Annotated in this window: 20 protein-coding genes; 13 read left to right on the forward strand and 7 right to left on the reverse strand. The window is 63.4% G+C overall.

The window, feature by feature from the left end; genetic code table 11:
• Nucleotides 1-174 precede the first annotated feature (174 nt).
• Entirely contained in the window at nucleotides 175-1,590 is a 1,416-nt protein-coding gene (locus C442_RS12550; RefSeq protein ID WP_008310995.1) for a sugar transferase, read from the forward strand.
• Between the two features lie 313 nt (nucleotides 1,591-1,903).
• On the opposite strand, the gene glmS is transcribed toward C442_RS12550, so the two are convergent.
• The 3 genes from glmS to C442_RS12565 all read right to left on the reverse strand — a co-directional run bounded on the left by glmS (nucleotide 1,904) and on the right by C442_RS12565 (nucleotide 5,904).
• A complete protein-coding gene (gene glmS, locus C442_RS12555) occupies nucleotides 1,904-3,694 on the reverse strand; it encodes a glutamine--fructose-6-phosphate transaminase (isomerizing) (protein ID WP_008310996.1) in 1,791 nt (596 codons plus the stop codon).
• Entirely contained in the window at nucleotides 3,694-4,884 is a 1,191-nt protein-coding gene (gene glmU, locus C442_RS12560; protein WP_008310997.1) for a bifunctional sugar-1-phosphate nucleotidylyltransferase/acetyltransferase, read from the reverse strand. The genes glmS and glmU overlap by 1 nt, the downstream gene beginning before the upstream one ends.
• Nucleotides 4,885-5,043: 159 nt before the next feature.
• Entirely contained in the window at nucleotides 5,044-5,904 is an 861-nt protein-coding gene (locus tag C442_RS12565) for a CheF family chemotaxis protein (RefSeq protein WP_008310998.1), read from the reverse strand.
• 165 nt (nucleotides 5,905-6,069) lie between these two features.
• Here C442_RS12565 and acs (C442_RS12570) point away from each other — a divergent pair, with 165 nt between their 5' ends.
• The 8 genes from acs (C442_RS12570) to C442_RS12605 all read left to right on the forward strand — a co-directional run bounded on the left by acs (C442_RS12570) (nucleotide 6,070) and on the right by C442_RS12605 (nucleotide 15,244).
• Nucleotides 6,070-8,013 (forward strand): acetate--CoA ligase, encoded by a 1,944-nt coding sequence (gene acs / locus C442_RS12570; protein ID WP_008311000.1) that lies wholly within the window; start codon nucleotides 6,070-6,072, stop codon nucleotides 8,011-8,013.
• A 140-nt stretch (nucleotides 8,014-8,153) separates the two neighbouring features.
• Nucleotides 8,154-9,845, forward strand: a complete 1,692-nt coding sequence (locus C442_RS12575) for a bacterio-opsin activator domain-containing protein (protein WP_008311002.1) — start codon at nucleotides 8,154-8,156, stop codon at nucleotides 9,843-9,845.
• A gap of 70 nt (nucleotides 9,846-9,915) precedes the next feature.
• Entirely contained in the window at nucleotides 9,916-11,910 is a 1,995-nt protein-coding gene (gene acs / locus C442_RS12580) for an acetate--CoA ligase (protein WP_008311003.1), read from the forward strand.
• 44 nt (nucleotides 11,911-11,954) lie between these two features.
• Nucleotides 11,955-12,389 (forward strand): DUF4212 domain-containing protein, encoded by a 435-nt coding sequence (locus C442_RS12585; protein WP_008311005.1) that lies wholly within the window; start codon nucleotides 11,955-11,957, stop codon nucleotides 12,387-12,389.
• Nucleotides 12,386-14,056 carry a sodium:solute symporter family transporter gene (locus C442_RS12590; protein WP_008311007.1) on the forward strand — a complete coding sequence of 557 codons (1,671 nt, stop codon included), beginning with the start codon at nucleotides 12,386-12,388 and terminating at the stop codon, nucleotides 14,054-14,056. The genes C442_RS12585 and C442_RS12590 overlap by 4 nt, the downstream gene beginning before the upstream one ends.
• 4 nt (nucleotides 14,057-14,060) lie before the next feature.
• Nucleotides 14,061-14,534, forward strand: a complete 474-nt coding sequence (locus C442_RS12595) for a universal stress protein (RefSeq protein WP_008311009.1) — start codon at nucleotides 14,061-14,063, stop codon at nucleotides 14,532-14,534.
• A 54-nt stretch (nucleotides 14,535-14,588) separates the two neighbouring features.
• A complete protein-coding gene (locus C442_RS12600) occupies nucleotides 14,589-14,804 on the forward strand; it encodes a hypothetical protein (RefSeq protein ID WP_008311011.1) in 216 nt (71 codons plus the stop codon).
• 215 nt (nucleotides 14,805-15,019) lie between these two features.
• Entirely contained in the window at nucleotides 15,020-15,244 is a 225-nt protein-coding gene (locus tag C442_RS12605) for a hypothetical protein (RefSeq protein ID WP_008311012.1), read from the forward strand.
• A 300-nt stretch (nucleotides 15,245-15,544) separates the two neighbouring features.
• Here the strand turns inward: C442_RS12605 and C442_RS12610 are convergent, their stop codons facing one another.
• The gene (locus C442_RS12610) at nucleotides 15,545-16,411 is read right to left on the reverse strand and encodes a CheF family chemotaxis protein (protein WP_008311015.1); all 867 of its coding nucleotides are present in this window, start codon (nucleotides 16,409-16,411) and stop codon (nucleotides 15,545-15,547) included.
• 191 nt (nucleotides 16,412-16,602) lie between these two features.
• Between C442_RS12610 and C442_RS12615 the strand changes: the two genes are divergently transcribed.
• The gene (locus C442_RS12615; RefSeq protein WP_008311017.1) at nucleotides 16,603-17,208 is read left to right on the forward strand and encodes a DUF4382 domain-containing protein; all 606 of its coding nucleotides are present in this window, start codon (nucleotides 16,603-16,605) and stop codon (nucleotides 17,206-17,208) included.
• Nucleotides 17,209-17,230: 22 nt separating this feature from the next.
• On the opposite strand, the gene C442_RS12620 is transcribed toward C442_RS12615, so the two are convergent.
• Nucleotides 17,231-18,043, reverse strand: coding sequence for an undecaprenyl-diphosphate phosphatase (locus C442_RS12620; protein WP_008311019.1), 813 nt, complete (start codon nucleotides 18,041-18,043; stop codon nucleotides 17,231-17,233).
• 89 nt (nucleotides 18,044-18,132) lie between these two features.
• Between C442_RS12620 and C442_RS12625 the strand changes: the two genes are divergently transcribed.
• From C442_RS12625 to rnhB, 3 genes are all read left to right on the forward strand, one after another.
• Nucleotides 18,133-19,242 carry a mechanosensitive ion channel family protein gene (locus C442_RS12625; RefSeq protein WP_008311020.1) on the forward strand — a complete coding sequence of 370 codons (1,110 nt, stop codon included), beginning with the start codon at nucleotides 18,133-18,135 and terminating at the stop codon, nucleotides 19,240-19,242.
• Nucleotides 19,243-19,326: 84 nt separating this feature from the next.
• Nucleotides 19,327-20,604, forward strand: coding sequence for a tRNA pseudouridine(54/55) synthase Pus10 (locus tag C442_RS12630; RefSeq protein WP_008311022.1), 1,278 nt, complete (start codon nucleotides 19,327-19,329; stop codon nucleotides 20,602-20,604).
• A gap of 58 nt (nucleotides 20,605-20,662) precedes the next feature.
• Nucleotides 20,663-21,298 (forward strand): ribonuclease HII, encoded by a 636-nt coding sequence (gene rnhB / locus C442_RS12635; protein ID WP_008311023.1) that lies wholly within the window; start codon nucleotides 20,663-20,665, stop codon nucleotides 21,296-21,298.
• Between the two features lie 77 nt (nucleotides 21,299-21,375).
• Here rnhB and C442_RS12640 read toward each other — a convergent pair whose 3' ends face one another.
• Nucleotides 21,376-23,010 (reverse strand): preprotein translocase subunit SecD family protein, encoded by a 1,635-nt coding sequence (locus C442_RS12640; protein ID WP_049942971.1) that lies wholly within the window; start codon nucleotides 23,008-23,010, stop codon nucleotides 21,376-21,378.
• Entirely contained in the window at nucleotides 23,007-23,894 is an 888-nt protein-coding gene (secF, locus tag C442_RS12645; RefSeq protein ID WP_008311027.1) for a protein translocase subunit SecF, read from the reverse strand. Before secF ends, C442_RS12640 begins: the two co-directional genes overlap by 4 nt.
• Nucleotides 23,895-23,918 lie beyond the last annotated feature (24 nt).

Consider the following 23,918-nt stretch of genomic DNA (forward strand, 5'->3'; position numbering starts at 1 on the left):
CCGATACGACTGCGCTGGTACGTTCGTCGTGGGTGCGTCAGTACGCAAACAGCTCTCGTGCAAGACTGGCTCTCAGTAGCACACCGTCTATTCAGGGCGGTTTGACTACAGTAGCTTCAGTATTTGAGTCCCGGGACGCAGGACTTATCCCGGAACTCGGCAATCACACTGATAATGGATAGTGGCTGGCGGTACCGGGTCGCAAGTGTAGCCGGCGTCGTCGTGCTGACAGCAGCCGCCGTCGCACTTGTTAACAACGCTACCATCCAGTCGATAGCGACAACCATCCCGGTGTTCAATCGGCTACCGACTGACCCCCCAACTGGGTCGGAGTTCACGTTTGAACTGTTGGTCACAATCGCAGTCGTCGTTAGTGTGTTCCTCCCACTGTACAAACCCCGCCCGCGAAGAATTCTCGACGCTATAGCACTGGCCCAGAAGCGGGTGCTCGTAGCAGTTCTTGTTCTGGCGACAATCGGCTACTTCGACTACACGTACCGATTGCCGCGCTTGACGGTCGTGTTAGTAACTCCCTTATTACTGGTCGCACTGCCCGCATGGTTCGTGTGGATTCGCAAGCGGCCGTCGTCGAACGGCGAACGAACCATCGTCGTTGGGGACGACCTCAAGGTGATAGAAGAAGTGGCAAGTGAAGTCGACGGGACGCTCCTGGGCTATCTCTGTCCAACGAGTGTCATTACGACAATCGAACGGACCGAAGCCATCGCTGACGGCGGCACTAACCCGAGTGGGTTGGAACGGTTAGGTGGCCTCTCGCGAATCGAGGACGTGCTCGTCGAGTATGATATCGATACGGTCGTGCTGGCGTTTGAACATGCCGACCGGGCGGAGTTCTTCGGCGCTCTCGACGCCTGTTACGAGTACGGTGTCAACGCGAAAGTCCATCGCGACCATACAGACTCTGTGTTGACCGCCAGCGGTGGCGTCGGAACCCTGATCGACGTGGAGATCGAGCCATGGGACATACAGGACTATATTCTCAAGCGCGCGTTCGATATCGCGTTTGCATCGGCTGGGCTGGTCGCGCTATCGCCCGTGATTGTTGGGATCATAGTCGCGATAAAGCTGGACGATGGCGGCTCAATACTGTACCAGCAAGACCGGACAGCAGTTTTCGGTGAAACCTTCTCCATCTACAAGTTCCGGTCGATGATCGAGAACGCCGAAGACGAGACCGGCGTGAAAATTAGTGACGAGGATGCGGGTGGGATCGATCCACGCGTGACATCGGTTGGCCGAGTGCTGCGACAGACGCACTTGGATGAGATACCACAGCTCTGGTCGATACTACGGGGTGATATGAGCGTCGTCGGCCCACGGCCCGAACGGCCGGAGCTGGACTCGGATATCCAGAGCGGTGTCGTTGACTGGCAGAAACGATGGTTCGTCAAGCCAGGCCTGACCGGACCTGCCCAGGTTAATCATGTGACTGGAAAAGAGCCGAGCGAAAAGCTGCGATACGACCTCGAATACGTGCGTGACCAGTCGTTTAGCTATGATATGAAGCTTGTTTCAAGGCAGGTCTGGAGCGTTCTTATTGACCTCGTGATGGCATACAGGAATCGGTGAGAACTGGCAGGCCATTGTACGACCCACTTGCTCCAGTATCGGCCGGAGTACACCGTTCGTAGTGAACTCACGTATCTCGGAAAAACGCTCCAGCAGATGGTATCGCGGCACAAACCCTGGGAAGCATACGAGTTATACACTCTATGCTCGGTGCTGTCACATCTTGAGTTGCGAGACCCTAGAGAAATTCTGCCCCCACCTCTGTAGCCTGCTCTGGAAAAGCGAGCCGCTCCGGTTCAACAACAGCTAAATTAGTGGCAACCCCGTTCCGATAGAGCTCCCAGAGAGCCGCAAATAGCCAGCTACGCGCTGCTCACTCGACTGTCACGCTTTTCGCCAGGTTTCGCGGCTTGTCGATGTTCCGCCCCAGCAACGCGGCCGTGTGATACGACACCAGTTGCAGATGCGTGTTCGCCAGCACCGCAGCGGCTCGCGGATGGGTTTCCGGAATCTGGAGCACATGGTCGGCGTACCGTTCAACGTCGCTCTGTCCGTCCGTAATCGCGACCACCGGCGCGTCCCGTGCTTCGACCTCTTTGACGTTCCCGATCGTCTTGCGGGTGCGCTCGTCGTCACCAGTCACGATAGCGAACACGGGCGTGTTCTCGGTCACCAGCGCCAACGGGCCGTGTTTCAGCTCACCCGCAGCGAAGCCCTCGGCGTGCTTGTACGTAATCTCCTTCATTTTCAGCGCGCCTTCGAGCGCCACGGGATTCTGATACCCGCGGCCGATGAAGAAGTAGGCGTTGGCGTCTTGATACAACTCAGCGACCTCCTGAGCGGCAGATTCGTCGAGAACCTCCTGAACGTGACCGGGGAGGTCACGGAGTGCGCTGATGACCTGCCGGGCGTCGCCGGTTGTGGACGTTCCGAGTGCGAGCAGGTTCAGCGCGGCCAGTTGTGAGGCGAAAGTCTTGGTCGCGGCGACGCCGATTTCCGGCCCAGCACGGATGTACAGCGCGTGATCGCACTCGCGGGCCGCGGTAGAGCCGACGACGTTGGTCACAGCCAGCGTTCGCGCGCCGCGGCGGCGAGCCGCCCGAAGTGCCGATAGCGTGTCCGCAGTCTCGCCGCTCTGTGTGACGCCGACGACGAGCGCGTCACCGATGGGTGGCGTGGCAGTGGCGTACTCGCTTGCGAGGAACGCCTGGGCGGGGATACCGGCTTCGCGGAACAGTTGCGCGCCATGCAGGGCGGCGTGGTAGGAGGTCCCGCAGGCGACGAACTGGACGCCGGTCGGGGAGAGATCTCCGAGGTCGCCGATGTCGACCGTCCCGGCGAGTTCGTCGACGCGGCCGCGGAGACACTGCCGGAGCGCACGAGGTTGCTCGTGAATCTCTTTGAGCATGAAATGGTCGTAGCCGCTCTTGCCGGTCTCTTCGGGGTCCCACTGGATAGTGTCGATGTCTTTCTCGACGACATTGCCGTCGGTGTCAGTCACAGCCCACCCATCACCGTTGAGTCGGGCGAACTCGCCGTCAGCGAGATAGACGACCTTGTCGGTGAAGTCCCGGAAGGCGGGTACGTCACTGGCCAGATAAGTCGCATCGTCGTCGATGCCTAACACGAGCGGCGAATCGTTCCGCGCAGCGAACACCGAGTCACAGCCGGCGATGACGACGGCGACGGCGTAGCTGCCTTCAAGTCGGCTGACCGTCTCTCTGACAGCGTCTTCGGGGTCGGCTCCGGCGTCCAGCGCGTCCTCGATGAGATGGGGGACGACCTCCGTATCGGTGTCAGATGTGAAGGTGTGGCCGGCGCTCACGAGTTCGTCTCTCAGGGACTGGTAGTTCTCGATGATACCGTTGTGGACGACCGCGACCTCACCGGTGCAGTCCTGATGGGGGTGGGCGTTCTCGTCGGTCGGCGGGCCGTGCGTGCTCCAGCGGGTGTGGCCGATGCCGACCGAGCCCGAGAGCGTCCGTTCCGACAGCGCGTCGCGCAAGTCGGCGATTTTGCCGGAGTGTTTGCACAGGTCGATGTGGCTGTTCGCCAGTGCGACGCCGGCGGAATCGTACCCGCGGTACTCCAGTTTCGAGAGGCCGTGGACGAGCGTGTCGAGCGTCTCGTCGCCGCGGCCGACACAGCCGATGATACCACACATCAGCGGACCACCTCCGCGCCCTCGCGGACGGTTCCATCGACTGTCACGCCAGTGGCGAGCCGAGCGTTGGGGCCCACGAGCGATCCGGAGACGAAGCTCACGTCACCGAGTGCAACAGCACGGTCGGCGATAACGGCACCGAGCCGCTGGTCCTCGAACACTTCCGTGCCGACCTGGACATCGGCCGGGCCGCCGGGGACGACCGTATTGACACCCAGGTTCACGTCCTGACCGGTGACAGTATCGACGAGGGTCGAACTCGGGTCGACACGCGTATCGGCGTCGAGGACGGTGTGCTGGACGACGCTGTTGGCCCCGATAGTGGTGTTACGGCCAAGCGCGACGTTCGGACCGATGACAGCGTCCGGTCCGACCTCGCAGTCCGGGCCAATGACGACCGGCGACTGGAGGGTCGCCTCGTCGTGGACGCGTGCGGAGTTGTCGACCCATACCTGCTCGTCGCGGGCCGATTCGACGACCCGACCCCGGGCCAGTACCTCGCGCGCGACGGTCAACAGGTCCCACGGGTATGTCGCGTCGACCCACATGCCGTCGACCTCGACTGCCTGAATGCGGTCAGATTCGAGCAGGAGTTCGATAGTGTCGGTCAGTGCCAGCTCGCCGGCGTGCCGCGTCGTTTCGTCGATAGCCTCGAAGATGTCGCCGTCGAAGGCGTACACGCCGCCGTTGATGAGCCTGAACTCGTCGTGTTGGGGCTTTTCGACGATGTCGACAATATCGCCGTCCTGTACCTCGACGGCACCGTACCGACTGGTGTCTTGTCGTTCGATGACAGCGATGCTTGTGTGCCCAGTCTCCGCGTAGGAGGTATCTACCGACTCGATAGTGGCCGCGTCGACGAGACGATCACCGTTCATCACCAGAACCGGGCCGTCGACGACGCTCCGCGCCTGGAGGAGCGCGTGCCCGCTACCGAGCTGTTTCGTCTGGCTCACGTAGGAAATAGGAATACCACGGTACGTCGGCCCGAAGTGGTCCTGAACGCGGTCGCGCTTGTAGCCGACGACGGCGACCAGCTTCTCGATGCCTGCCTCGACTAGTGCGTCGAAGACGTGTTCGAGGATCGGACGGTTCGCGGCCGGAAGCATTGGTTTTGGCCGGTTTCGCGTCAACGGCCGGAGGCGAGTCCCTTCACCCGCAGCGAGGACCACAGCCGTATCGATGTGCATACCTGTTGCAGACGGAGGAGGGGCTTCAATATGGCGGCCTTACCGAGATTGGTCGGCGTCTACTCGCCACGCATGTCCAGTTTGTGGCGTCGAAACCGAACGGGAGGGAGCGTCCGAGACAGTCGGTCCTCGCGACGCTTCACTGGTTCCGGGTACGGACTACTGCTCGCCCATCCGCTCGCCGGCGACCCGACGGCCCTTCGTCGTCAGATTCACTTCCGTCCGCTCCCGGAGCACGCTTATCACGTCGAGTTCGATCAGTCGGTCGAAGATTTCCTCGGTTTTCTCAACGTCAATGCCGACGAAGTTGGGAATGTCGAACGGCGACACGCCGGAGTGTAGCGCCATGATTACCCGCTTCTCAGTCGAGCTCAGGTCCAGATCGGCCTGGTTCTGTTCGGCGCTCTCTTCGAGCATCGTCCGGAGGACGGTTGCGTGGAACTCCTCGCCCGCGAGATGTGTTTCGACGCTGATGTCGTCCTCGCTGTGCTCGACCTGAATGACCGTCCGTTCCTCGCCGCTGACCTGCTTCTCTTCGACATCGAGGTCACCGATGTCGGCGCGGTCGATGACAACGGCTTGCCCGTCAGCCATCGCGAGTTTCAGCGCCTCGTCGGTCACTTTGAGGCGCCCCTTCGTCCACTCGGCGGACTGGACGACGCCGCCTTTCAGTGCAGGGTGTTGAACCAGCACGATTGCGCCGTCAAGACTCGCCCGGTAGAAGTCGGTCTCGAACGTCCTGTGGTCCGATGCCGACACGAGGATAACGTCCTCGCCGACGTAGAGCGCGACGTAGTCGGAGACGCCGGCGCTCTGCTGGTTCACGTCGAACCGGTCGGCGATACGGTCGATGTCGGTCAGTGAAATCTGTCGCTTGTCGTCACCCAGCAGGGCGACCCGCTCGGTGGTAAGGATAATGCGACAGTTTCGCCACTCGGCGTCGGTGAGGCGCTGGCCCTGTGAGACCGCCTGAAGGAACTGCCCCTTCGTATCGGCGATCTTCTTTTCGGTGTCGCTCATACCCCGTACCGGCCTCTCGTACACTCGTTGACCGCAGGACTCAATATAAGTTCCGTCGCCAGTGTCGAAAGTGAGAACGGCCGACTGCACTGGTGAGCCACTCACAGCGGAATCGTGCACAATTAGATAGGATATTTTTTGAGTACGGCGGTGTACTGTCAACTGATGACACGGGGTGACGAACCGGATCGGGGCCAGTCCCAGACGGGGCGAGAGACAGTCGAACCACCGGACTGGTTCGTCGAACAGGCGAACGTGACGGACCCGGCCGTCTACGACCGCTTCGAACGGGAGTGGCCCGATTGCTGGCGCGAGGCCGCCGCGTTGCTCGACTGGGAGGAGCCGTTCGAGACGGTGCTCCGTGGAACAGACGGGCCACCGTTCGAATGGTTCCCCGGCGGCCGATTAAACGCCGCATACAACTGTCTCGACCGGCACCTCCCCGAGCGGAAGAACCAGCTCGCACTGGTCTGGGAGGGGCACCTCGGCGAGTCCCGCACCTACACCTACCTCGAACTGTACCGGGAAGTCAACGCCTTCGCCGCGGCGTTGCGCGAGCGCGGCGTCGGACCGGACGACGTGGTGACACTGTACCTGCCGATGGTGCCCGAACTCCCGGTCGCAATGCTGGCCTGTGCGCGCCTGGGCGTGCCACACAACGTCGTCTTCGCCGGGTTCTCCGCGGACGCACTGGCGACGCGAATGGAGCGAGCCGACTCGGAGTACCTCATCACCTGCGATGGCTACTACCGCCGCGGTAGCGCCGTCGCACAAAAGAACAAGGCGGATAACGCGCGCATCGCCGTCGACCACGACGTGTCGGTCGTGGTGCTCGACCGGCTGGGCCGTGATGTGCACTTAGGCGACGACTACGACGACTATCACGACCTGCTGGCGGCCCACGAGGGCGAGGAAGTCGAGCCGGTTTCGCGGGCGGCGGACGACCCGCTCTTTCGCATCTACACCTCGGGAACGACCGGGCAGCCGAAGGCCGTCACCCACACGACCGGCGGATATCTCGCACACGTCGCCTGGACCGCTCGGTCAGTTCTCGACATCAAGCCCGAGGACACGTACTGGTGCTCGGCCGATATCGGCTGGATTACCGGTCACTCCTACATCGTCTACGGCCCGCTCACGCTCGGCACGACAACAGTACTGTACAACGGTACGGCGGACCACCCGAAAAAAGACCAGCTGTGGGAACTCATCGAGAAGTACGCTGTCGACGTGTTCTACACCGCGCCGACAGCCGTTCGGGCGTTCATGAAGTGGGGCGAGGAGTACCCCGACCGACACGACCTCTCCAGCCTTCGCCTGCTGGGTACGGTCGGCGAACCGATGGATGCTCGCGCATGGGAGTGGTATCGCGAGCACATCGGCGGCGGCGAGTGCCCCATTGTCGACACATGGTGGCAGACCGAAACCGGAGCGGTGCTCGTATCGACGTTGCCCGGCGTCGACGAGATGAAACCCGGGGCCGCGGGAACGCCGCTGCCGGGAATCGAGGCGTCCGTCGTCGACCGCTCAGGCGCGGCGGTCGAGCCGAACACGGCCGGCGAACTCGTCGTGACGCGCCCCTGGCCGGGGATGCCGCGCGCGTTACTCGACGGAACGGACTGGGGCAGCGTCCCGGACAGCGCCGGGGAGTGGCGGTACTACCCCGAAGACAGCGTCTCGGTCGACGACGACGGTTACATCACCTTTCTCGGTCGGATCGACGACGCGATCAACGTCGCCGGCCGGCGGTTCAGCACCAAGGAACTGGAGTCGACGGTCGCCGGCGTCACCGGCGTCGCCGAAGCCGCCGTCGTCGGTGCCGACGACGAGACGACCGGAACAGCGGTGTACGCGTTCGCCTCCCCGGAGGACGGCTACACCGAGAGCGAACTCCGAGCAGCCATCGAAGACGCTATCGTCAACGCTATCGGCGGTATCGCCCGCCCCAAGGAGATCGTGTTCACGCCCGACCTTCCGAAGACGCGCTCGGGCAAAGTTATGCGCCGCCTGCTGACCGCAGTGGCGAACGACGAGGAACTGGGCGACACCAGCGCGCTACGTAACCCCGAAATCCTCGGGGAGATCCAGTCGACGACGAGAAGGGAGTGAGATATTTCGTATTTTTCTATATCACCGAAATGTTTTGTCGACAATAATGTCTTTAGTGACTGTTTTATTGGTCTCTTCCCAGCCATCCCCACGATATGACCGCAATACTTATTTCGGTATTCTCTGATTTTCCGAAGCATATGGACGGAGCAGCGGACCACATCGGTGAACGAGGGTACGAACAGCTCCGGCGTGCGGCCGAGACACACCGGTCCGACCTCGTGCTGCGGCTCGGCGCGGAGGTCGGACTCCGTCCGGCGGAGATGACGGCTGTTCGGCTGGCCGATATCACCGAGTTCGAGGGACATCGCCTGCTTGCCGTTCGGGACGGCAACGAGGTTGTCCGTGAGACGTACCTTCCGGACTCGGTCGAACACGACATACGGAAGTACGCGAACGCGGCCGGAACGGACGACGACGAGCCGCTGGTTTCCGTCTCCCCGCGTCGGCTCCAAATGCTCGTCAGTGAGGTGGCCGACCGTGCCGCCGACGCGGCACCGCACCTGCAGGAGGTTTCCACGCGGGACCTCCGGTGGCGGTTCGCTGCGAGTCTGCTGGACGACGGCGTCCCGCCGGACGTGGTCTGCGCGCTCGGCGGCTGGGACCGGCTCACCCGGCTGGAGCCGCTGCTTGACGAACCGGACCGCGAAACCATCGTCGCGGCCGTTGACGGGTCCGACGAGCGGGCGGCCCCGAGCGAGTCTCGGCGAGCCCTCGACTGGATCACGACGGTCAGCGAGGCGCTTGCGGCCGCCGCGACCGGCGAAGCAATTGCGACGGCAGTCTGTGACCACCTGACCGAGACGGCGGGCTTCGAGTTCGCCTGGCTCGCCGAGCGTACCGGCGACGGGCTGACACTGCGCACGACGACAGAGATCTCGGAGTCGGCCGTCGAGCACCAGATTCACGAGCATATCGAGTCGGTCACCGCGCCGCTAGACGTGGGCGAGGTTCGTGTCGTCGACGACAGCGCCGGACCGGTTGCGCTGGTCCCGCTCGTCAGGGAAAACACCGTCTCCGGTGTCATCGGGGTCGGTTCCAGGGAGGGGCTTACCGACGCGGAACGCGCCGTACTGTCCGCGCTCGGGGTTCAGGTCGGCCACGCACAGGTCGCCGCCGAACGCAAGCGACTCCTGCTTGCCGACACGGTGACCGAGTTGGAGTTCCACTGTGCGGACGAGCGGACCTTCACCGCCGGGGTGTCCGGGGCGTTGCAGTGTACGGTCGAACTGTCCGGCGTCGTCCCCGTTGCGGGCCAGTCGCTGCTGTACTACCTGATGGTCGACGGTGCGTCGGCCGAGTCGGTACTGTCGTACGCGGACGCCGACGACGGTGTGACAGACGCCAGACTCCTCGAAGAACACAGCGACGGCCTGCTACTGGAGGTCGTAGTCACCGACACGCCAGCGCTCCAGTTGGTCGAGAGCGGTGGCCGCGTTCGCTCTGTGACGGCCACCGACGGCGTCGCGACTATCGCAGTCGAACTCCCCAGTGAGGCCGACATCAGACCGACGGTCAACGCCGTCACCGACGCCTACCCGGAGACGTCGTTAGCGGCGAAGCGAGAGACGGAACGGCCGGCCGAGACGGAGACAGGGTTCCGCGACCGACTGACAGACACGCTCTCCGACCGGCAGGAGACCGTCCTCCAGGCGGCCTACCACAGCGGCTACTTCGAGTGGCCCCGCGGGTCGACCGCCGAAGAGCTGGCGGACTCGCTGGACGTCTCGTCGCCGACGTTGCACAATCACCTCAGGAAAGCCCAGCAGAAGGTCCTGACCGCGTTTTTCGACGACCGGCCGACCGAACCGCGACAGCCGACCGACAACTGAAACCCTGTTTCATGTTATCGTAGTTAGACCCCCCGTTTATATGGCCGCTGTGAAATATCGATGATAGACCATGTCAGATGAAGATGTCCAACTCGAAGCACGGCTCGAAGAACAGGAGGTTTTCGAGCCCCCGGAGTCGTTCGTCGAGCAGGCGAACGTCACGGACGAGGGTATCTACGAGGAGTTTACCGAGAACTGGCCGGAGTGCTGGGAGGGGGCCGCCGACCTGCTCGACTGGGAGGAGGATTACGATCAGGTACTCGACGACTCGAACCCGCCGTTCTACGAGTGGTTCACGGACGGGAAACTAAACGCCTCGGCGAACTGTCTGGACCGCCATTTGGAGGAGCGCGGCGACGAAGCCGCTATCGAGTGGGTGGGTGAGCCGGTCGAGGAAGACAACGTCACCTACACCTACGAAGAACTTCACCAGAAGGTCAACGAGTTCGCGGCCGGCCTGCACGAGATGGGCGTCGGCGAGGACGACGTCGTGACGATGTACATGCCGATGATCCCGCAGCTGCCGATCGCCATGCTGGCCTGCGCTCGTATCGGCGCGCCCCACTCCGTCGTGTTCGCCGGCTTCTCCGCGGACGCGCTCGCGACGCGGATGAACTCCGCCGACTCGGAGTATCTGGTCACCTGCGACGGCTACTACCGACGCGGGGACCCGCTCGACCACCTCGACAAGGCTAACGAGGGGCTGAGCGGCGTCGACCACGAGGTCGAACGCGCCATCGTCGCCGAGCGGCTGATGGACGGCGACAGCTTCGACCACGACTACGCGGACAACCAGATCGCCTTCGAGGACGTCGTCGCCGACAACGAGGGCGAGACGGTCGAGCCGGTCGACCGCGACGCCGAGGACATGCTGTTCCTCATGTACACCTCCGGGACCACCGGGAAGCCGAAGGGCGTCAAACACTCCACCGGCGGCTACCTCGCGTGGGCGGCCTGGACCTCCCAGGCGGTGCTCGACATCAAACCCGAGGACACGTACTTCTGTTCGGCCGACATCGGCTGGATTACCGGCCACTCCTACATCGTCTACGGCCCGCTCGCGCTCGGGACGACGACGATGATGTACGAGGGGACGCCGGACTACCCCGACAAGGACCGCCTCTGGGACATCGTCGAGGAGTACGAGGCCGACCAGCTCTACACCGCGCCGACGGCCATCCGCGCGTTCATGAAGTGGGGCAAGCAGTACCCCGAGCAGCACGACCTCTCCAGCCTGCGCCTGCTGGGCACGGTCGGCGAGCCGATCAACCCCCGCGCCTGGAAGTGGTACTACAAGCACATCGGCAACGAGGAGTGTCCCGTCGTCGACACCTGGTGGCAGACCGAGACCGGCGGCATGATGATAACGACGCTGCCCGGAATCAAGGACATGAAACCCGGGTCGGCCGGGCCGCCGCTGCCGGGCAACGACGTCCGGATCGTCGACACCGAGGGCGAGGAGGTACAGCCCGGCCGCGCCGGCTACCTGACCGTCGACAAGCCGTGGCCCGGCATGCTCCGGACGCTGTACAAGAACGACGAACGGTTCATCGACGAGTACTGGGCCGAGTACTCAGACACCGACAGCGACGACTCCGACGACTGGGTGTACTTCCCCGAGGACGGGGCGAAAATCGACGACGACGGGTACATCACCGTGCTGGGACGGGTCGACGACGTGATCAACGTCTCCGGCCACCGCCTCGGGACGATGGAGATCGAGAGCGCTATCGTCGGCGTTGAGGGTGTCGCGGAGGCTGCCGTCGTCGGTGGCGACCACGACATCAAGGGCGAAGCGGTGTACGCCTACGTCATCACCGAGGACGGCTACGAAGAGGACGAAGAACTCCGCAGTGCGATCATCGACGGCGTCGAGGACGCTATCGGGCCGATTGCCCGACCGGAAGCCGTCATCTTCACGCCCGAACTGCCGAAGACCCGCTCCGGGAAGATCATGCGCCGCCTGCTAGAAGACATCGCCAACGGCGAGGAACTGGGCGATACGAGCACGCTGCGAAACCCTGACGTCGTCAGTGATATCGAGACAAAAGTCCAGGGTGACTGAGCCGTAGCGGCGAACAGCACCACGAATTTTCAACCTATCAACCCATGTCAAGAGACACGCCTGCGGACCGAGAAGAGTCAACTATCCAACCAGATGGCGGCACGGAGGCCGCCCACGAAGACATCGACTACCTCGACAGGGAGGTGAACCTGTTACGGCCGAGCACGCCGTTTATGCGCGACCACCTGAAGATCATCTGGAGCAGTTTCGTGCTCTGGGCGCTGGTCGTGTTCGGGCCGGTGACGATGACCGCTATCGCGCCGGAGATGATGACCGTGGGGACGCCCATATTCGGCTTCCCGCTGCACTACTTCCTCGTCTCCCTTGGCGCGCCGACGGGTGCGCTCATCCTTGCAGTAGTGTACACGCGCTACCGGGACCGACTCGACCAGAAGTACGGGATCGACCCCGACTCCGTCGAGAGCGCGGCGACCGAGGCTGGCGAAGCGACAGCCGCTGACGGGGGTGTCGAGCAGTGACGGTCCCGCTACAGGCGGAAGCGCTGGATATCTCGTTCAAACTCGTCCCGGCGATCATCGTCTTCCTGATGATGGCCTCGTTCCTCGTTATCGGCTACGTGTTCAAGGTGGCCGACACCGAGGGGATGTGGGTGGCCGGCCGCGGCATCGGGAACATCGAGAACGGGATGGCCATCGGCGCGAACTGGATGTCCGCCGCCTCGTACCTCGGACTGGCCGGGCTGGTCGCGCTCTCGGGCTTCTACGGCCTGGCGTTCATCGTCGGCTGGACGACCGGCTACTTCATCCTGCTCATCTTCCTGGCCGCGCAGATGCGGCGGTTCGGGAAGTACACCGCGCCGGACTTCGTCGGCGACCGGTTCAACTCGCCGACGGCCCGCGCGCTGGCCGCGTTCACCACGCTGCTGATCGCGTACGTCTACTCCGTCGGCCAGGCCCGCGGCATGGGGCTGGTCGGTCAGTACGTCTTCGGCCTCGACATCATCCCGATGATCGTCGTGATGATGACCATTACCGTCGGCTACCTCGCGCTCTCGGGGATGCTGGGCGCGACGAAGAACATGGCCGTTCAGTACACGATCCTCATCGTCGCGTTCCTCGCGGGCGTGTACGTGGTCGGCTTCTCGCAGGGCTATTCTACGGTGCTCCCGCAGATCGAGTACGGCGCGCTGATCGCCGACCTCGGCCGCGAGTTCTCCGCACCGTTCGTGAACCAGCCGTTCTACCTCTGGATCGCGACGGCGTTCTCGCTCATCGTCGGGACCTGCGGCCTCCCGCACGTCCTCGTCCGGTTCTACACGGTCAGAAGCGAGCGCGTCGCCCGCTGGTCCTGCGTGTGGGGGCTGTTCTTCATCCTCCTGCTGTACTGGGCGTCGCCCGCGATGGCGGCCTTCGGCGTCGACCTCTTCCAGGCGACGACCGGCGCGAGCGCCTACGCCGCAGAAGGCGGCATGTCCGGCGCTGAGGGTGACGTGATCGTCGTGCTCGCCGCGCAGTTCGCGAACCTCCCGACGTGGTTCGTCGGCCTCGTCGCGGCCGGTGCGATGGCCGCCGCTATCGCGACGACTGCCGGGCTGTTCATCACGGCCTCCTCAGCGGTCGCACACGACATCTACACCGAACTGATCAACCCCGACGCGACCCAGCGCCAGCAGGTGCTCATCGGTCGCGGGACGATCATCGGCATGGGCGCGCTGGTGACGGTGACCGCGTTCAACCCACCGGCGCTCATCGGCGAACTGGTCGCCTACGCGTTCTCGCTGGCCGGCGTCGTGCTGTTCCCGATGTTCTTCCTCGGCCTCTGGTGGGAGAACACGAACCGTCAGGGCGCACTGGCCGGGATGGTGCTCGGCCTGCTCATCTGGATCACCTCGATCATCAACAGCGTCCTGCCGAACTACATCGGCGCGCTCGGAGCGGCCGCCGGAGAGAGCGGCGCGATCGTCCCGATATACGCCCAGTACGTCCCGCCCATCGGCGCTGCGCTGATCGGGACGCCGGTCGTGTTCATCGTCACCATCGCCGTCTCGCTGGCGACGCCCGAGCCGCCCCTGGAGACGAAGCAGATGGTTCGACAGTGTCACAGCCCCGAACCGATGGGGCAACAGGAGACCGCCGCAGACGTCGTCGGCGACAAGACCAGCGGCGGCACCCCCGCAGACGACTAAACCCATGTACGACAACATTCTCGTTCCGACTGACGGCAGCGAAACCGCGGAAAACGCGGTCGACCAGGCAGTCGACATCGCCTCGAAGTACGGCGCAACGGTCCACGCGCTGTACGTCGTCGACGTCGACGCCACCAGCTACTCGCTGGGGACAGAGCAGGTCGACCGCATCCGCCAGGGGAACCTGGAGGAGATGACCGACATAAAGGAAGACGCCGACGAAGCCACCGGCTACGTCCGCGACCGCGCCGCCGAACACGGCGTCGAAGTGGAAGAGCACATCACCGCCGGCGAGCCCGCGCGCGCCATCCGGAAGTTCGTCGAGGACAACGACATCGACCTCGTCGTGATGGGGTCCCACGGCCGCTCGGGGCTGAAACGCGTCATCCTCGGCAGCGTCACGGAGAAAGTGCTCCGCCGGACCCGACTGCCGGTGCTCGTCGTCGACGTCCACGGCGAGACGGACGTTGAAGACTGACAGTACCATGGCACTGAATCGACTCCAATCGCTGCGGACCACGCGAGGCCGCCGATGAGCGTCGTCGACACCCTCCGCAACCACGTCCGCGACCACAAGCGAGGGATGTTCGTCGACCTCGTGTTCGCTATCGCCTGGGTGACTGCCGTGAGCGTCATCTTCGACCTGCTGTCGGCTCCGCAGTGGGTCTACTACCTGACGCTCGCCGGCGGCGTCGTCGCGTACTACGGTTTCTTCTGGTCGCTTGAGCTGGCGATGGAACAGCAGTAGGTCGGGCTCCGTTTGTCACGGTGGCGACGGATTCAGAGCCAGTTCACGAGGCCTTTGTGAAATATACACATATAGTGGCTGAATCACCGCCGTACCCGGGTCATCCAAGCACCCCTCTATTCTCAAGGCCGTCGAATTTCGCTCTCGCCGGTACTAATAAGACCATGTAGATGCATTGACTCTTTCGACGGCAGCAGACGCTGTGGAGTTCAGCAATGATATACGAAAGTTCGACGGGAGAGTACTACAGTGGTCTCGACATCTGGATGCGCTTCGAGTCGGGGTTCTGGGAACCACACGATTGGAGTCAAGCGACTGGACAGGAGTGGGTACAGACCGAGGCGGGTGACGTCCTCACCCTGACGCCGGTCCCGGAGTCCGACCTTCCGGATGGAGTATCGGTGACAGAGGCTGAAGACGTCGAATACCTGGGTGAGTGAAAACGGCAAGACCGGGGCAGGCCACGGGTCCGTCTGGGCTGCCTGTGCCACAGCAAGACCGGCAGGGAAACCGCCACTGCGGGTCACATTACCGTACCGCTCGTTCAGAGGGGCGTAGCGCCTCTCTACTGCTCACGGGTCGCTAACGCTCCCCGTTCGCTATTCGAGACCCCTCGCTTCGCTCGGGCTCTCGCTACTCACGGCATCGCCGTTCGTTCGTGGCGCGTAGCGCCACGCCGCTCACGAGTCACTGCGTTCCTCGTTCGCTATCCGAGGGCCCTCCCTCCGGTCGGCCCCTCGCTATTTCTCACTCATTGCCTCACTCGCCATATTCCGCCCCTGCGCGTTCAACGCGACCTCGGTCCGAACCCGGACCTCGTCAACCGCCCCAATATCAAGCAGTTTCTGATAGATTTCCTCGACTTCGTCGGGCGTCGTTCCGACGAAATCGGACATCTCGAACGGTGAGACACCGGAGTACAGCGCCATCAACACCTGGCTCTCCATCTCCGAGAGTTCGTAATCGTCCTCGCGGTCCTCGATAACGCGGGTGAACAGCGTCTTCAGTGCCCGCGTGTGGTGGTCCATCCCCGAGATGTGGGTCTCGACGCTACGGTCCTGGTCGTCAGTGTGTTCGACCTCGATGACCTCCCGCTCCTGGCCCATCACGGTACTGGTCCCGGTTTCGATGGTTCCGACGTCCTCGATTTCGAATGACATGCTCTTGCCGCCGGGAAACTGGAGGCGGATGATGTCATCGTCCAGTTGAAACCGTGCCTTGCTCCACTCGGCGTCCTCCTGAACGACGCCGCCGACGACCGCCTGCTGTCGAGCGAGGATGACCTCGCCCTGTAGCGTGGCGCGGACGTACTCCGTCTCGAAGTCGTCCAGGTTCGGCGTGTCGACGAGCAGAACGTTGTTGCCGACCTCCAGCGCGGTTGCGCCGCCGGTCCCGCCGTCGGGGACCAGATCGTCGGGGTTCGACGGGAGGGTGATGTTGGAGTGGGGAATGGGCTGTTTCGAGCCGTTCGTCGCCAGAATGAGTCGCTTGTTGGTGACGATGAGTCGACAGGAGCGCCACTTCGGGTCGGTCACCGTGTCGCCATCGCGGACGACGTACTGGAAGTCCCCCGATGTGTCGACTAGTTTGCGTTCGTCACCACTCATGGCCGCTGGTACTACAGATTTGATGCCAAGGGATAAATAACTTCCATCGTCGCCAGCACGGCACTGGTCGATACCACCCGGTCTGTGTCGACCCGGAAACCGTTCACTGCCGGCAAATCGGGCGAAACTCGGCTGAACTCGGCCTGACTATCTGCCGGCTCCTTTACCCTGGGGCGGCTGTCGAACAGTGTATGCACGATCCACAGCAGTCAGGAACGACGTCTCGGCGCGACTATCTGAAAGCCGCCGGTGGCCTCGCGGCAGCGAGCACGGTCGGTCTCGCCGGCTGTTCCGGGAGCGGCACCGAAACAGGCACGCTCGCGACACAGGTGACCGACCAGCCGGGCGACATCGCTGATTTCGAATCGTGTGTCATCACGATGGCCGGTATCTGGGTAAAGCTAGTCTCAGAGGAGGACACAGCGACCGAGGAATCGACGACAGCGGACACGAGCGACGCCCGCGAGTACCACGAGTTCGACGAGCCCCAGGAGGCCGACCTGGTCCAGCTCCAGGACGGCAACACCTCGCTCATCGACGAGACCGAACTCGACGTTGACACCTACGAGTACCTCCAGCTCGACGTGACAGGCGTCGACGGGACGCTCGCAGAGGGCGGTGACGCGACGGTCGATACGCCCGGCGACGCGCCGCTACAGTTCACGCAGGAGTACGAAATCCGCGCGGACACCCGTACCGTGTTCACGGCCGACTTCACCCCGGTCAAGCGTGGCCAGACAGGCGAGTACATCCTTCAGCCGGTCGCCAGCGGCACCGAAGTCGAGTACGAGGAGTAGGCCGCTCGTCGTTTGCCGGACGCTACAGCGCGACGAGCAATCCGCCCACGACACCAAAGCCGCCAAAGACCGTACAGACCGCCCAGAACGGGACCTGCCGGACCAGTCGGACCAGCGCGCCGACAGTGAGATAGCCGACGACGGCGCTCACGATGAGTGCGACGACGGCCGGCAGCGGGTCGATTGCCGGCACGCCGTCATCGATGAGGACCAGCGCATTGGCTGCAAGCGCGGCCGGAATCGACAGCAGAAACGAAAGTCGAAGCGACGACTCGCCCTCGTGGCCCCGGAGCAGCAGGGCACTCACCGTCGTCCCGGATCGGGAGACACCGGGAAGGATAGCCAGCCCCTGTAACACTCCAACGAGGACAGCATCGATCCAGTCCGGAACCTCGCGCTCGCCCAGCGACAGCGCCGCGGCGAACCGCTGGAGCAGGCCGGTGATGACGAGCAGGCCGCCGACCAGCGCCAGAAAGAGTCCACCCTCAAGATTTGAGACAGCCGCGTCGAGCACCAGATACGCGGGAAGACCAGTGACGGCGGTCGCCGCCGTCGCGATGACGATAAACGAGAGGTCCGCCGTCTCGTCGGCGAACGGACGGCGGGAGAGTTCCCGGATCGAATGCAGGATGGTTCGAACTTCAGTGCGGTAGTAGGCCGTCGCCGCGACCGCCGTCCCGGCGTGGAGAAAGAGCGCGAGGCGGGTCGCGGCGGCCGGGGAGACGCCAGTGGCCACCGTCGAGGCGAGCGCGACGCCGCCCTCGCTGGAAACCGGAATCCACTCCAGCACCCCTTGCAGCAAGCCCAGCAGAATAGCGACGAGAATCGGGTTCATACCCACGGAGCGGACGCCGCGGGACAAAGGCCGTTCGGTTCGGGCCGTCGACGTGGCAGTATATATAGCGCTGGTGTCCAAACGGGGGTATGCAACTGGGAAGCGGGGTGGTAGACCTGCTGTCGGGGCTGCCGGCCTGGCAAGGGTTTGTGGTGCTCGTCGGCAGCGGAGTCGCGCTCGCGCTGGCCATCCGTGTCCTCGGAGACCGACTTCTCAGGCGGGTCACACCCCACATCGAGGGCGACGTCGACGACATCGTCTTCCGTGGAATCCACACCGCCGTGTACGTCACAGTCGGCCTCGGCGGCGCGTACGCGGGTGCACAGATTTACGACGTTCGCCCAGCCGTCGCTGTCTCGCTAGAAGCCGGGACGCTCTCGCTGGTCGTCATCGTCTGGATGGTGATTCTGCTGCGTATCGGCCGCCAGGCGTCAGCCCTCGCGACGGATTCGGCGTACATCGACCGCCAGATGGTCCCTATCCTCCAGAACGTCTGGAGCGCGCTCATCTCCGGCGGCGGCGTCCTCCTCCTACTGGTCCTCTGGGACATCGACGTGACGCCACTGCTTGCCTCGGCGGGGATTATGGGCATCATTGTCGGGCTGGCGGCCCGAGACACGCTGGCGAACTTCTTCGGCTCGCTGTCGCTGTATCTCGACGGGACGTACGCGGTCGGCGATTTCGTCGTGCTGGAAACCGGCGAACGCGGCCGCGTCGAGGACATCTCCGTCCGCTCGACGGTCATCCGCACCCGGGACGACATCCTCGTTACTGTGCCGAACTCGAAGCTCAACAACGCCGCCATCATCAACGAGTCGACGCCGAGACGCAAGCGCCGGATTCGCGTGCCTGTCGGCGTCGCCTACGGGACGGATATCGACCACGTCGAGGAGATTCTCCTTGAACTGGCTGAAGCCGAGGATCTCGTCCAAGACCGCCCGAATCCGCGGGTCCGCTTCCGGGAGTTCGGCGACTCCGCGCTGAACTTCGAACTGCTGTGCTGGGTCAGCAACCCGGCTCTGACAGCCCGCGCGACACACGAACTCAACAGCGCGATTTACAAGCGATTCCGGGCTGAGGACATCGAGATCCCGTTTCCCCAGCGGTCCATCTCCATCTCGATCGAAGAGATCCCGGGCGACCTGTTCGACCAAGCGGCGACGAAGGGCACAGACGACGGGAGCGTGGCCGGTGAATGAGAGTGAGCAAGGTCGCAGGGCCGACTGACCCGAGTGATCGAGAGGTCGAAACGCAGTTACGGGGTCGCCGCGTCGGCTCAGGCAATGAGCATACTTGAGGACGCCCGTGCGGCGCTTGCGACCGGGCCGCTGTGTGATTCCTGTCTCGGCCGGCTCTTCGCCGACCGAAGTTTCGGGCTGGCCAACGCCGAACGGGGCCACGCCCTGCGGGTGACGGTTGCGCTCGCAGACGACGACCCCTTCGAGGCGGGCGAGGACTGCTGGGTGTGTGAAAACGAATGCGACCGCTTCGACTGGTGGGCCGAACAGGCCGCGAGCGCCGTCCGCGGCTACGACTTTGACACATACCAGGTCGGAACGAAAGTGCCGCCGCTACTCGAAGAGAACGACGAACTGCTCCGGGAAGATGTGGGGCTTGAGCCCGATGCCGGCGAAGCGCTGAAGACCGAACTCAACCGAGAGGTCGGCAAACGGATCGGCGACCTGACCGGCGCGGAGGTCGAGTTCGGCCGTCCGGCGGTCCAGCTTACGCTCGACCTCGCAACGGACGAGGTAGAAACGCACGTCAACTCGGCGTTCGTCTACGGCCGCTACCGCAAGCTCGAACGCGATATTCCACAGACGAAGTGGCCCTGCAACGACTGCAACGGGACCGGGCTGTGGCAGGGCGAGCCCTGCGACGGCTGTGGCGGTAGCGGCTACCGCTACGACGAGAGCGTCGAGCAACTGTCCGCGCCTGTCGTCCGCGAGGCGATGGACGGCGAGGAGGCCGTGTTCCACGGTGCCGGCCGCGAGGACGTCGACGCCCGGATGCTCGATTCGGGTCGCCCGTTCGTCATCGAGGTGATGGCACCCCGCAAACGCGACGTGGACGCCGACGAACTCGAAGCCGACATCAATGCCTTCGCCGACGGGAAGGTCGAAGTGACGGACCTCCATCTGGCGACCCACGAGATGGTCGAACGCGTCAAGGAGTTGGACGCCTCGAAGACCTACCGCATGGACGTGGAGTTCGGGGCACCGGTCGACGCCGACGCACTGCAGGACGCACTGGCGGAACTAGACGGGACGACCATCCAGCAGGAGACGCCCCAGCGGGTCACCCACCGACGCGCCGATATCACCCGGACGCGGACGGTGTACGACGCCGAGGGCGAACTGACCGACGACCGTCACGCCGAACTCCGCATCCACGGCGAGGGCGGCCTGTACGTGAAGGAACTCGTCTCCAGCGACGAGGGCCGCACGGAGCCGAGCCTGGCTGGCCTGCTCGACACCGACGCCGTGGTGACGGCGCTCGACGTAATCGACGTGCAGGGCGAGGACGAGCCGTTCGCGAAAGACGAGTTCCTCAGAGAGTAACGCGCCGGGCCGCCGTCCAATCGGAAGCTGTTTTTGCAGCGCCGTCCAGAGGATAGTCATGCGATTCGGCGTCGATGAGGCCGGGAAAGGGCCGGTCCTGGGGTCGATGTTCGCCGCCGCCGTCCGGGCCGACCCGGAAGTCCTGCCCGATGGTGTCGGCGACTCGAAGGGCATCAGGCCGGAGCGCCGCGAGCGACTAGCTGGCGAGATACGCGAGTCGGCCGACGCCGTCGGTGTCGCCGAGATTCCGGTCGAACGCATCGACGCCGACGGGACAGACATGAACACGCTGACCGTCGACGCGCAGGCAGAGGCTCTATCGGTAGTAGCCCGTGACGGCCTGCCGGGCACGGTCGACGCCGGCGACACCGACGCGGCGCGGTTCGGTCGCCGGGTCGCGGACGCGGTCAACGCCGACGTGACGGTGACTGCGGAACACGGCGCAGACGAGACGGACCCACTGGTCGGTGCAGCCTCGATTATCGCGAAAGTCGCCCGTGACGAACACGTCGCAGCGTTGGCCGAGGAGTACGGCGACGTGGGGTCGGGCTACCCCAGCGACCCGACGACGCGGGCGTTCCTGGCGGACTACGTCGACCGCCACGGCGAGCTGCCGGCGTGTGCCCGCCGGTCGTGGTCGACGTGTGACGACGTGCTGGCGGCGGCAGAACAGGCGTCGCTGGGCGACTTTTGAACGGGAACAGTTCGACAGCGAACTTGGAGTGCGTGAACCCGGCCAGTACTGCGTAACAGGCAGAAAGCGGGAGCCGCTCAGTCCTCGTCCAGCACGAGGTGGCGGAGGATGTCACCGTATGCCGGCCGCGTCACGAGCACGCCGATGAGGACGCCCACGATGGTAATGATGGCGAACCCGGAGAGGTCGCCGAGTGGCAGGACCATCAGCGGACTCATCGCCATGATAGTCGTCGCCGCGGCCGCGCCGATGACCCAGAACGCCTTGCGGAAGCGGCTCTGGAACACGCGTCCGGTCTCGACTTCCCCTTGCTGGAGGATCTCGTCGGCGATGATGATGAGGTCGTCCACCCCCGTACCGATGACTGCGATGAAGCCGGCCAGATGCGAGAGGTTCAGCGGATACTGGACGAAGGCGACGAACCCGAGGAGGATGAACACCTCCGACAGCGCCGTGACGACCATCGGGACGACAACCTCAACCCGTTTGTATCGCACGTAGACCACGAGACTGACTGCGAGGACAGCCAGCAAACCGGTCAACAGCGAATTCTGCTTGAACCGCTCGGCAAGCGCCGGGTCGAGTGACGAGCCGGAGTCTTCAGAGAGGTCGAGCGGTGCCGGAAGCTGTCCGGCCCGGAGGTTCAGTTCGATTTCACTGGCCGTTTCAGCGGGGTTGTCCGAGCTTCCAGTTTGCATTACGTACACAGGGTCGTTAGCGAACTCGCCACTGGCGAAGCTCTCGCCGAGGCCCGGCGTCACGCCCCGGGCTGTGACAACCTCTCCGTTTAACGTATGGACCAAGCAGCCAGGTTCATCGTTTGCAAGTGCAGGGTCGGCCGACCCACCGGCGGTCGTTTGCTGAATATCCGAATGGTTGTAGTTTCCACACGGGGCCCCGTCACCGAACCCGGCATCGACCATTCGCTGTGAGAACTCGTCGGCGGCATCCGAGCTGACTGTGATGTACACAGCCCAACCGACGCCTTCCCTGTCCGCAGCCGAGATATCACTCATCTGGGAGCGCTTGAGCACTTCCTCGCGGACGAAGGACCCGTTTTCACCGCCGGGATACACGGCGTATATTTTGACGGTCCCGCGCTCGTTCAGCAGGTCGACGAGCTCTTCTCGGTCCCGATCTGGGGCGGTAATACTGACGAAGTGTTGGCCACCGGGAACGTTGACAACCTGGACTGACGCACCGCTGAGCGCTGAGGTCCGGAGTTTCTCGTCAACGGCTTCGACCATCTCTTGGCGCGTTTCCGGCGTCACGCCGTCACGTACGGTGGTCGGCTGATACCCGTTGTTCTCGAGTGCCGTTCGGAGTTCTTGATGCGTGACGTCTTTTGTAACGACCTCGACAGCCCCCGCGCTTCGCTCAGAGGTGACAGGTCGGACCCGGACGTCTATTGTGTCGAGGTCGAGTTCGTCGGCCACTGTTTGCTCAAGTTGAGATGAATCCGCCTGCGTCACGTTGACGTTCTCGGCAGTGATGCCGACGATAGGGGCGCGAAGGCGGGTTCCACCGCTGAGCTGAATACCGTAGTTGAGGTTCGTCAACTGTTCGGATTCACTCGCTGCAGGACCGGACTCGTCGGCCGGTCCATCAGCACTCGTTCCCGGCGGAACTCCGGGAACGAACAGTGCGATGGCACTGGTCAGGAGAAGCACGACCAGTAAAACGACTCGCCAATTGTCTCGAAGGGTACTCATCGGTTTACCCCCTCGTACTTGTACCAGCGAAGTAGCGTAACGTTGAGCAAGTACGTATTCATCAGGTCAGCCGTCAGTCCAAGTACCAGTATCAAGCCGATGTCGGCCATCAGGCCAATCCCGAATAGTGTCGCTGCGACCGCCATCACTGTCATCGCTGCAATAGAGGTCAGCGTCATCGTCACACCGGTTCGCATCGCACGGTACGTCGATTCGTAAAACCCGCCTGAACGTCTGAGAACATGGTTATTCAACAGAATATCCGAGTCGACAGAGTACCCGATCAGCATGAGAAGCGCTGCGACGATTCCCAGTGAAAGCTTGATTCCAAGGAGGTTCATTATCGCGAGCGGAATCATGATATCGGAAAACGCCGAGATAACAATGGCGATACTCGGGACGAATGTGCGGAAGAAGGCGAACGCGAGCAGGCTCATTCCAACGAACGCAACTCCGACACCGATGACTGCGAGACGCTGGTTTTGCCCGCCAAACAGCGGCGATGTCGTTCCGCTCCCCAACAGTGTCAGTTCCTCCGCCGACTGGGCAGCGGACCGAACCGAAGACACGTTGGCCGAATTGTCGAACGTGACGACGTATTGATTCTCGTAGGTGGATTCCGAAGTCGTCGTGATACCCTGCACCGAAACAACCGGCTCGTCGAATGTGGCTTCGATTTCTTCGTTTGTGAGCGTCGCGTTTGTCCCTATCGTTAATTCCGTCCCGCCAGTAAAGTCGATGCCCCGGTCGACTGGTGCCCCGGTGACAGCCCACCAACCACCGATGACCGCGAGCGAGAGCGCAAGCACCACCAGCGGAACCGCCACCAGCTGGCGGTTCGAATACTGGGTGTAATCGACTTCCGGGACCTCGAACTCGAACATGACGGAACGGTGTGAGACGGGGGC

The sequence above is a fragment of the Haloarcula amylolytica JCM 13557 genome (assembly GCF_000336615.1).
GTDB lineage: Archaea > Halobacteriota > Halobacteria > Halobacteriales > Haloarculaceae > Haloarcula > Haloarcula amylolytica.

Excerpts from the sequence above, each read along its gene's own strand:
- C442_RS12595 (WP_008311009.1), top strand. The coding sequence starts at position 14,061 with ATGTACGACAACATTCTCGTTCCGACTGACGGCAGCGAAACCGCGGAA.
- C442_RS12575 (WP_008311002.1), top strand. The coding sequence starts at position 8,154 with ATGGACGGAGCAGCGGACCACATCGGTGAACGAGGGTACGAACAGCTC.
- C442_RS12550 (WP_008310995.1), top strand. The coding sequence starts at position 175 with ATGGATAGTGGCTGGCGGTACCGGGTCGCAAGTGTAGCCGGCGTCGTC.
- C442_RS12630 (WP_008311022.1), top strand. The coding sequence starts at position 19,327 with ATGAGCATACTTGAGGACGCCCGTGCGGCGCTTGCGACCGGGCCGCTG.
- acs (WP_008311003.1), top strand. The coding sequence starts at position 9,916 with ATGTCAGATGAAGATGTCCAACTCGAAGCACGGCTCGAAGAACAGGAG.
- secF (WP_008311027.1), bottom strand. The coding sequence starts at position 23,894 with ATGTTCGAGTTCGAGGTCCCGGAAGTCGATTACACCCAGTATTCGAAC.
- C442_RS12610 (WP_008311015.1), bottom strand. The coding sequence starts at position 16,411 with ATGAGTGGTGACGAACGCAAACTAGTCGACACATCGGGGGACTTCCAG.
- C442_RS12615 (WP_008311017.1), top strand. The coding sequence starts at position 16,603 with ATGCACGATCCACAGCAGTCAGGAACGACGTCTCGGCGCGACTATCTG.
- acs (WP_008311000.1), top strand. The coding sequence starts at position 6,070 with ATGACACGGGGTGACGAACCGGATCGGGGCCAGTCCCAGACGGGGCGA.
- rnhB (WP_008311023.1), top strand. The coding sequence starts at position 20,663 with ATGCGATTCGGCGTCGATGAGGCCGGGAAAGGGCCGGTCCTGGGGTCG.
- C442_RS12585 (WP_008311005.1), top strand. The coding sequence starts at position 11,955 with ATGTCAAGAGACACGCCTGCGGACCGAGAAGAGTCAACTATCCAACCA.
- C442_RS12565 (WP_008310998.1), bottom strand. The coding sequence starts at position 5,904 with ATGAGCGACACCGAAAAGAAGATCGCCGATACGAAGGGGCAGTTCCTT.
- C442_RS12620 (WP_008311019.1), bottom strand. The coding sequence starts at position 18,043 with ATGAACCCGATTCTCGTCGCTATTCTGCTGGGCTTGCTGCAAGGGGTG.
- C442_RS12605 (WP_008311012.1), top strand. The coding sequence starts at position 15,020 with ATGATATACGAAAGTTCGACGGGAGAGTACTACAGTGGTCTCGACATC.
- glmS (WP_008310996.1), bottom strand. The coding sequence starts at position 3,694 with ATGTGTGGTATCATCGGCTGTGTCGGCCGCGGCGACGAGACGCTCGAC.
- C442_RS12600 (WP_008311011.1), top strand. The coding sequence starts at position 14,589 with ATGAGCGTCGTCGACACCCTCCGCAACCACGTCCGCGACCACAAGCGA.
- C442_RS12640 (WP_049942971.1), bottom strand. The coding sequence starts at position 23,010 with ATGAGTACCCTTCGAGACAATTGGCGAGTCGTTTTACTGGTCGTGCTT.
- glmU (WP_008310997.1), bottom strand. The coding sequence starts at position 4,884 with ATGCACATCGATACGGCTGTGGTCCTCGCTGCGGGTGAAGGGACTCGC.
- C442_RS12625 (WP_008311020.1), top strand. The coding sequence starts at position 18,133 with ATGCAACTGGGAAGCGGGGTGGTAGACCTGCTGTCGGGGCTGCCGGCC.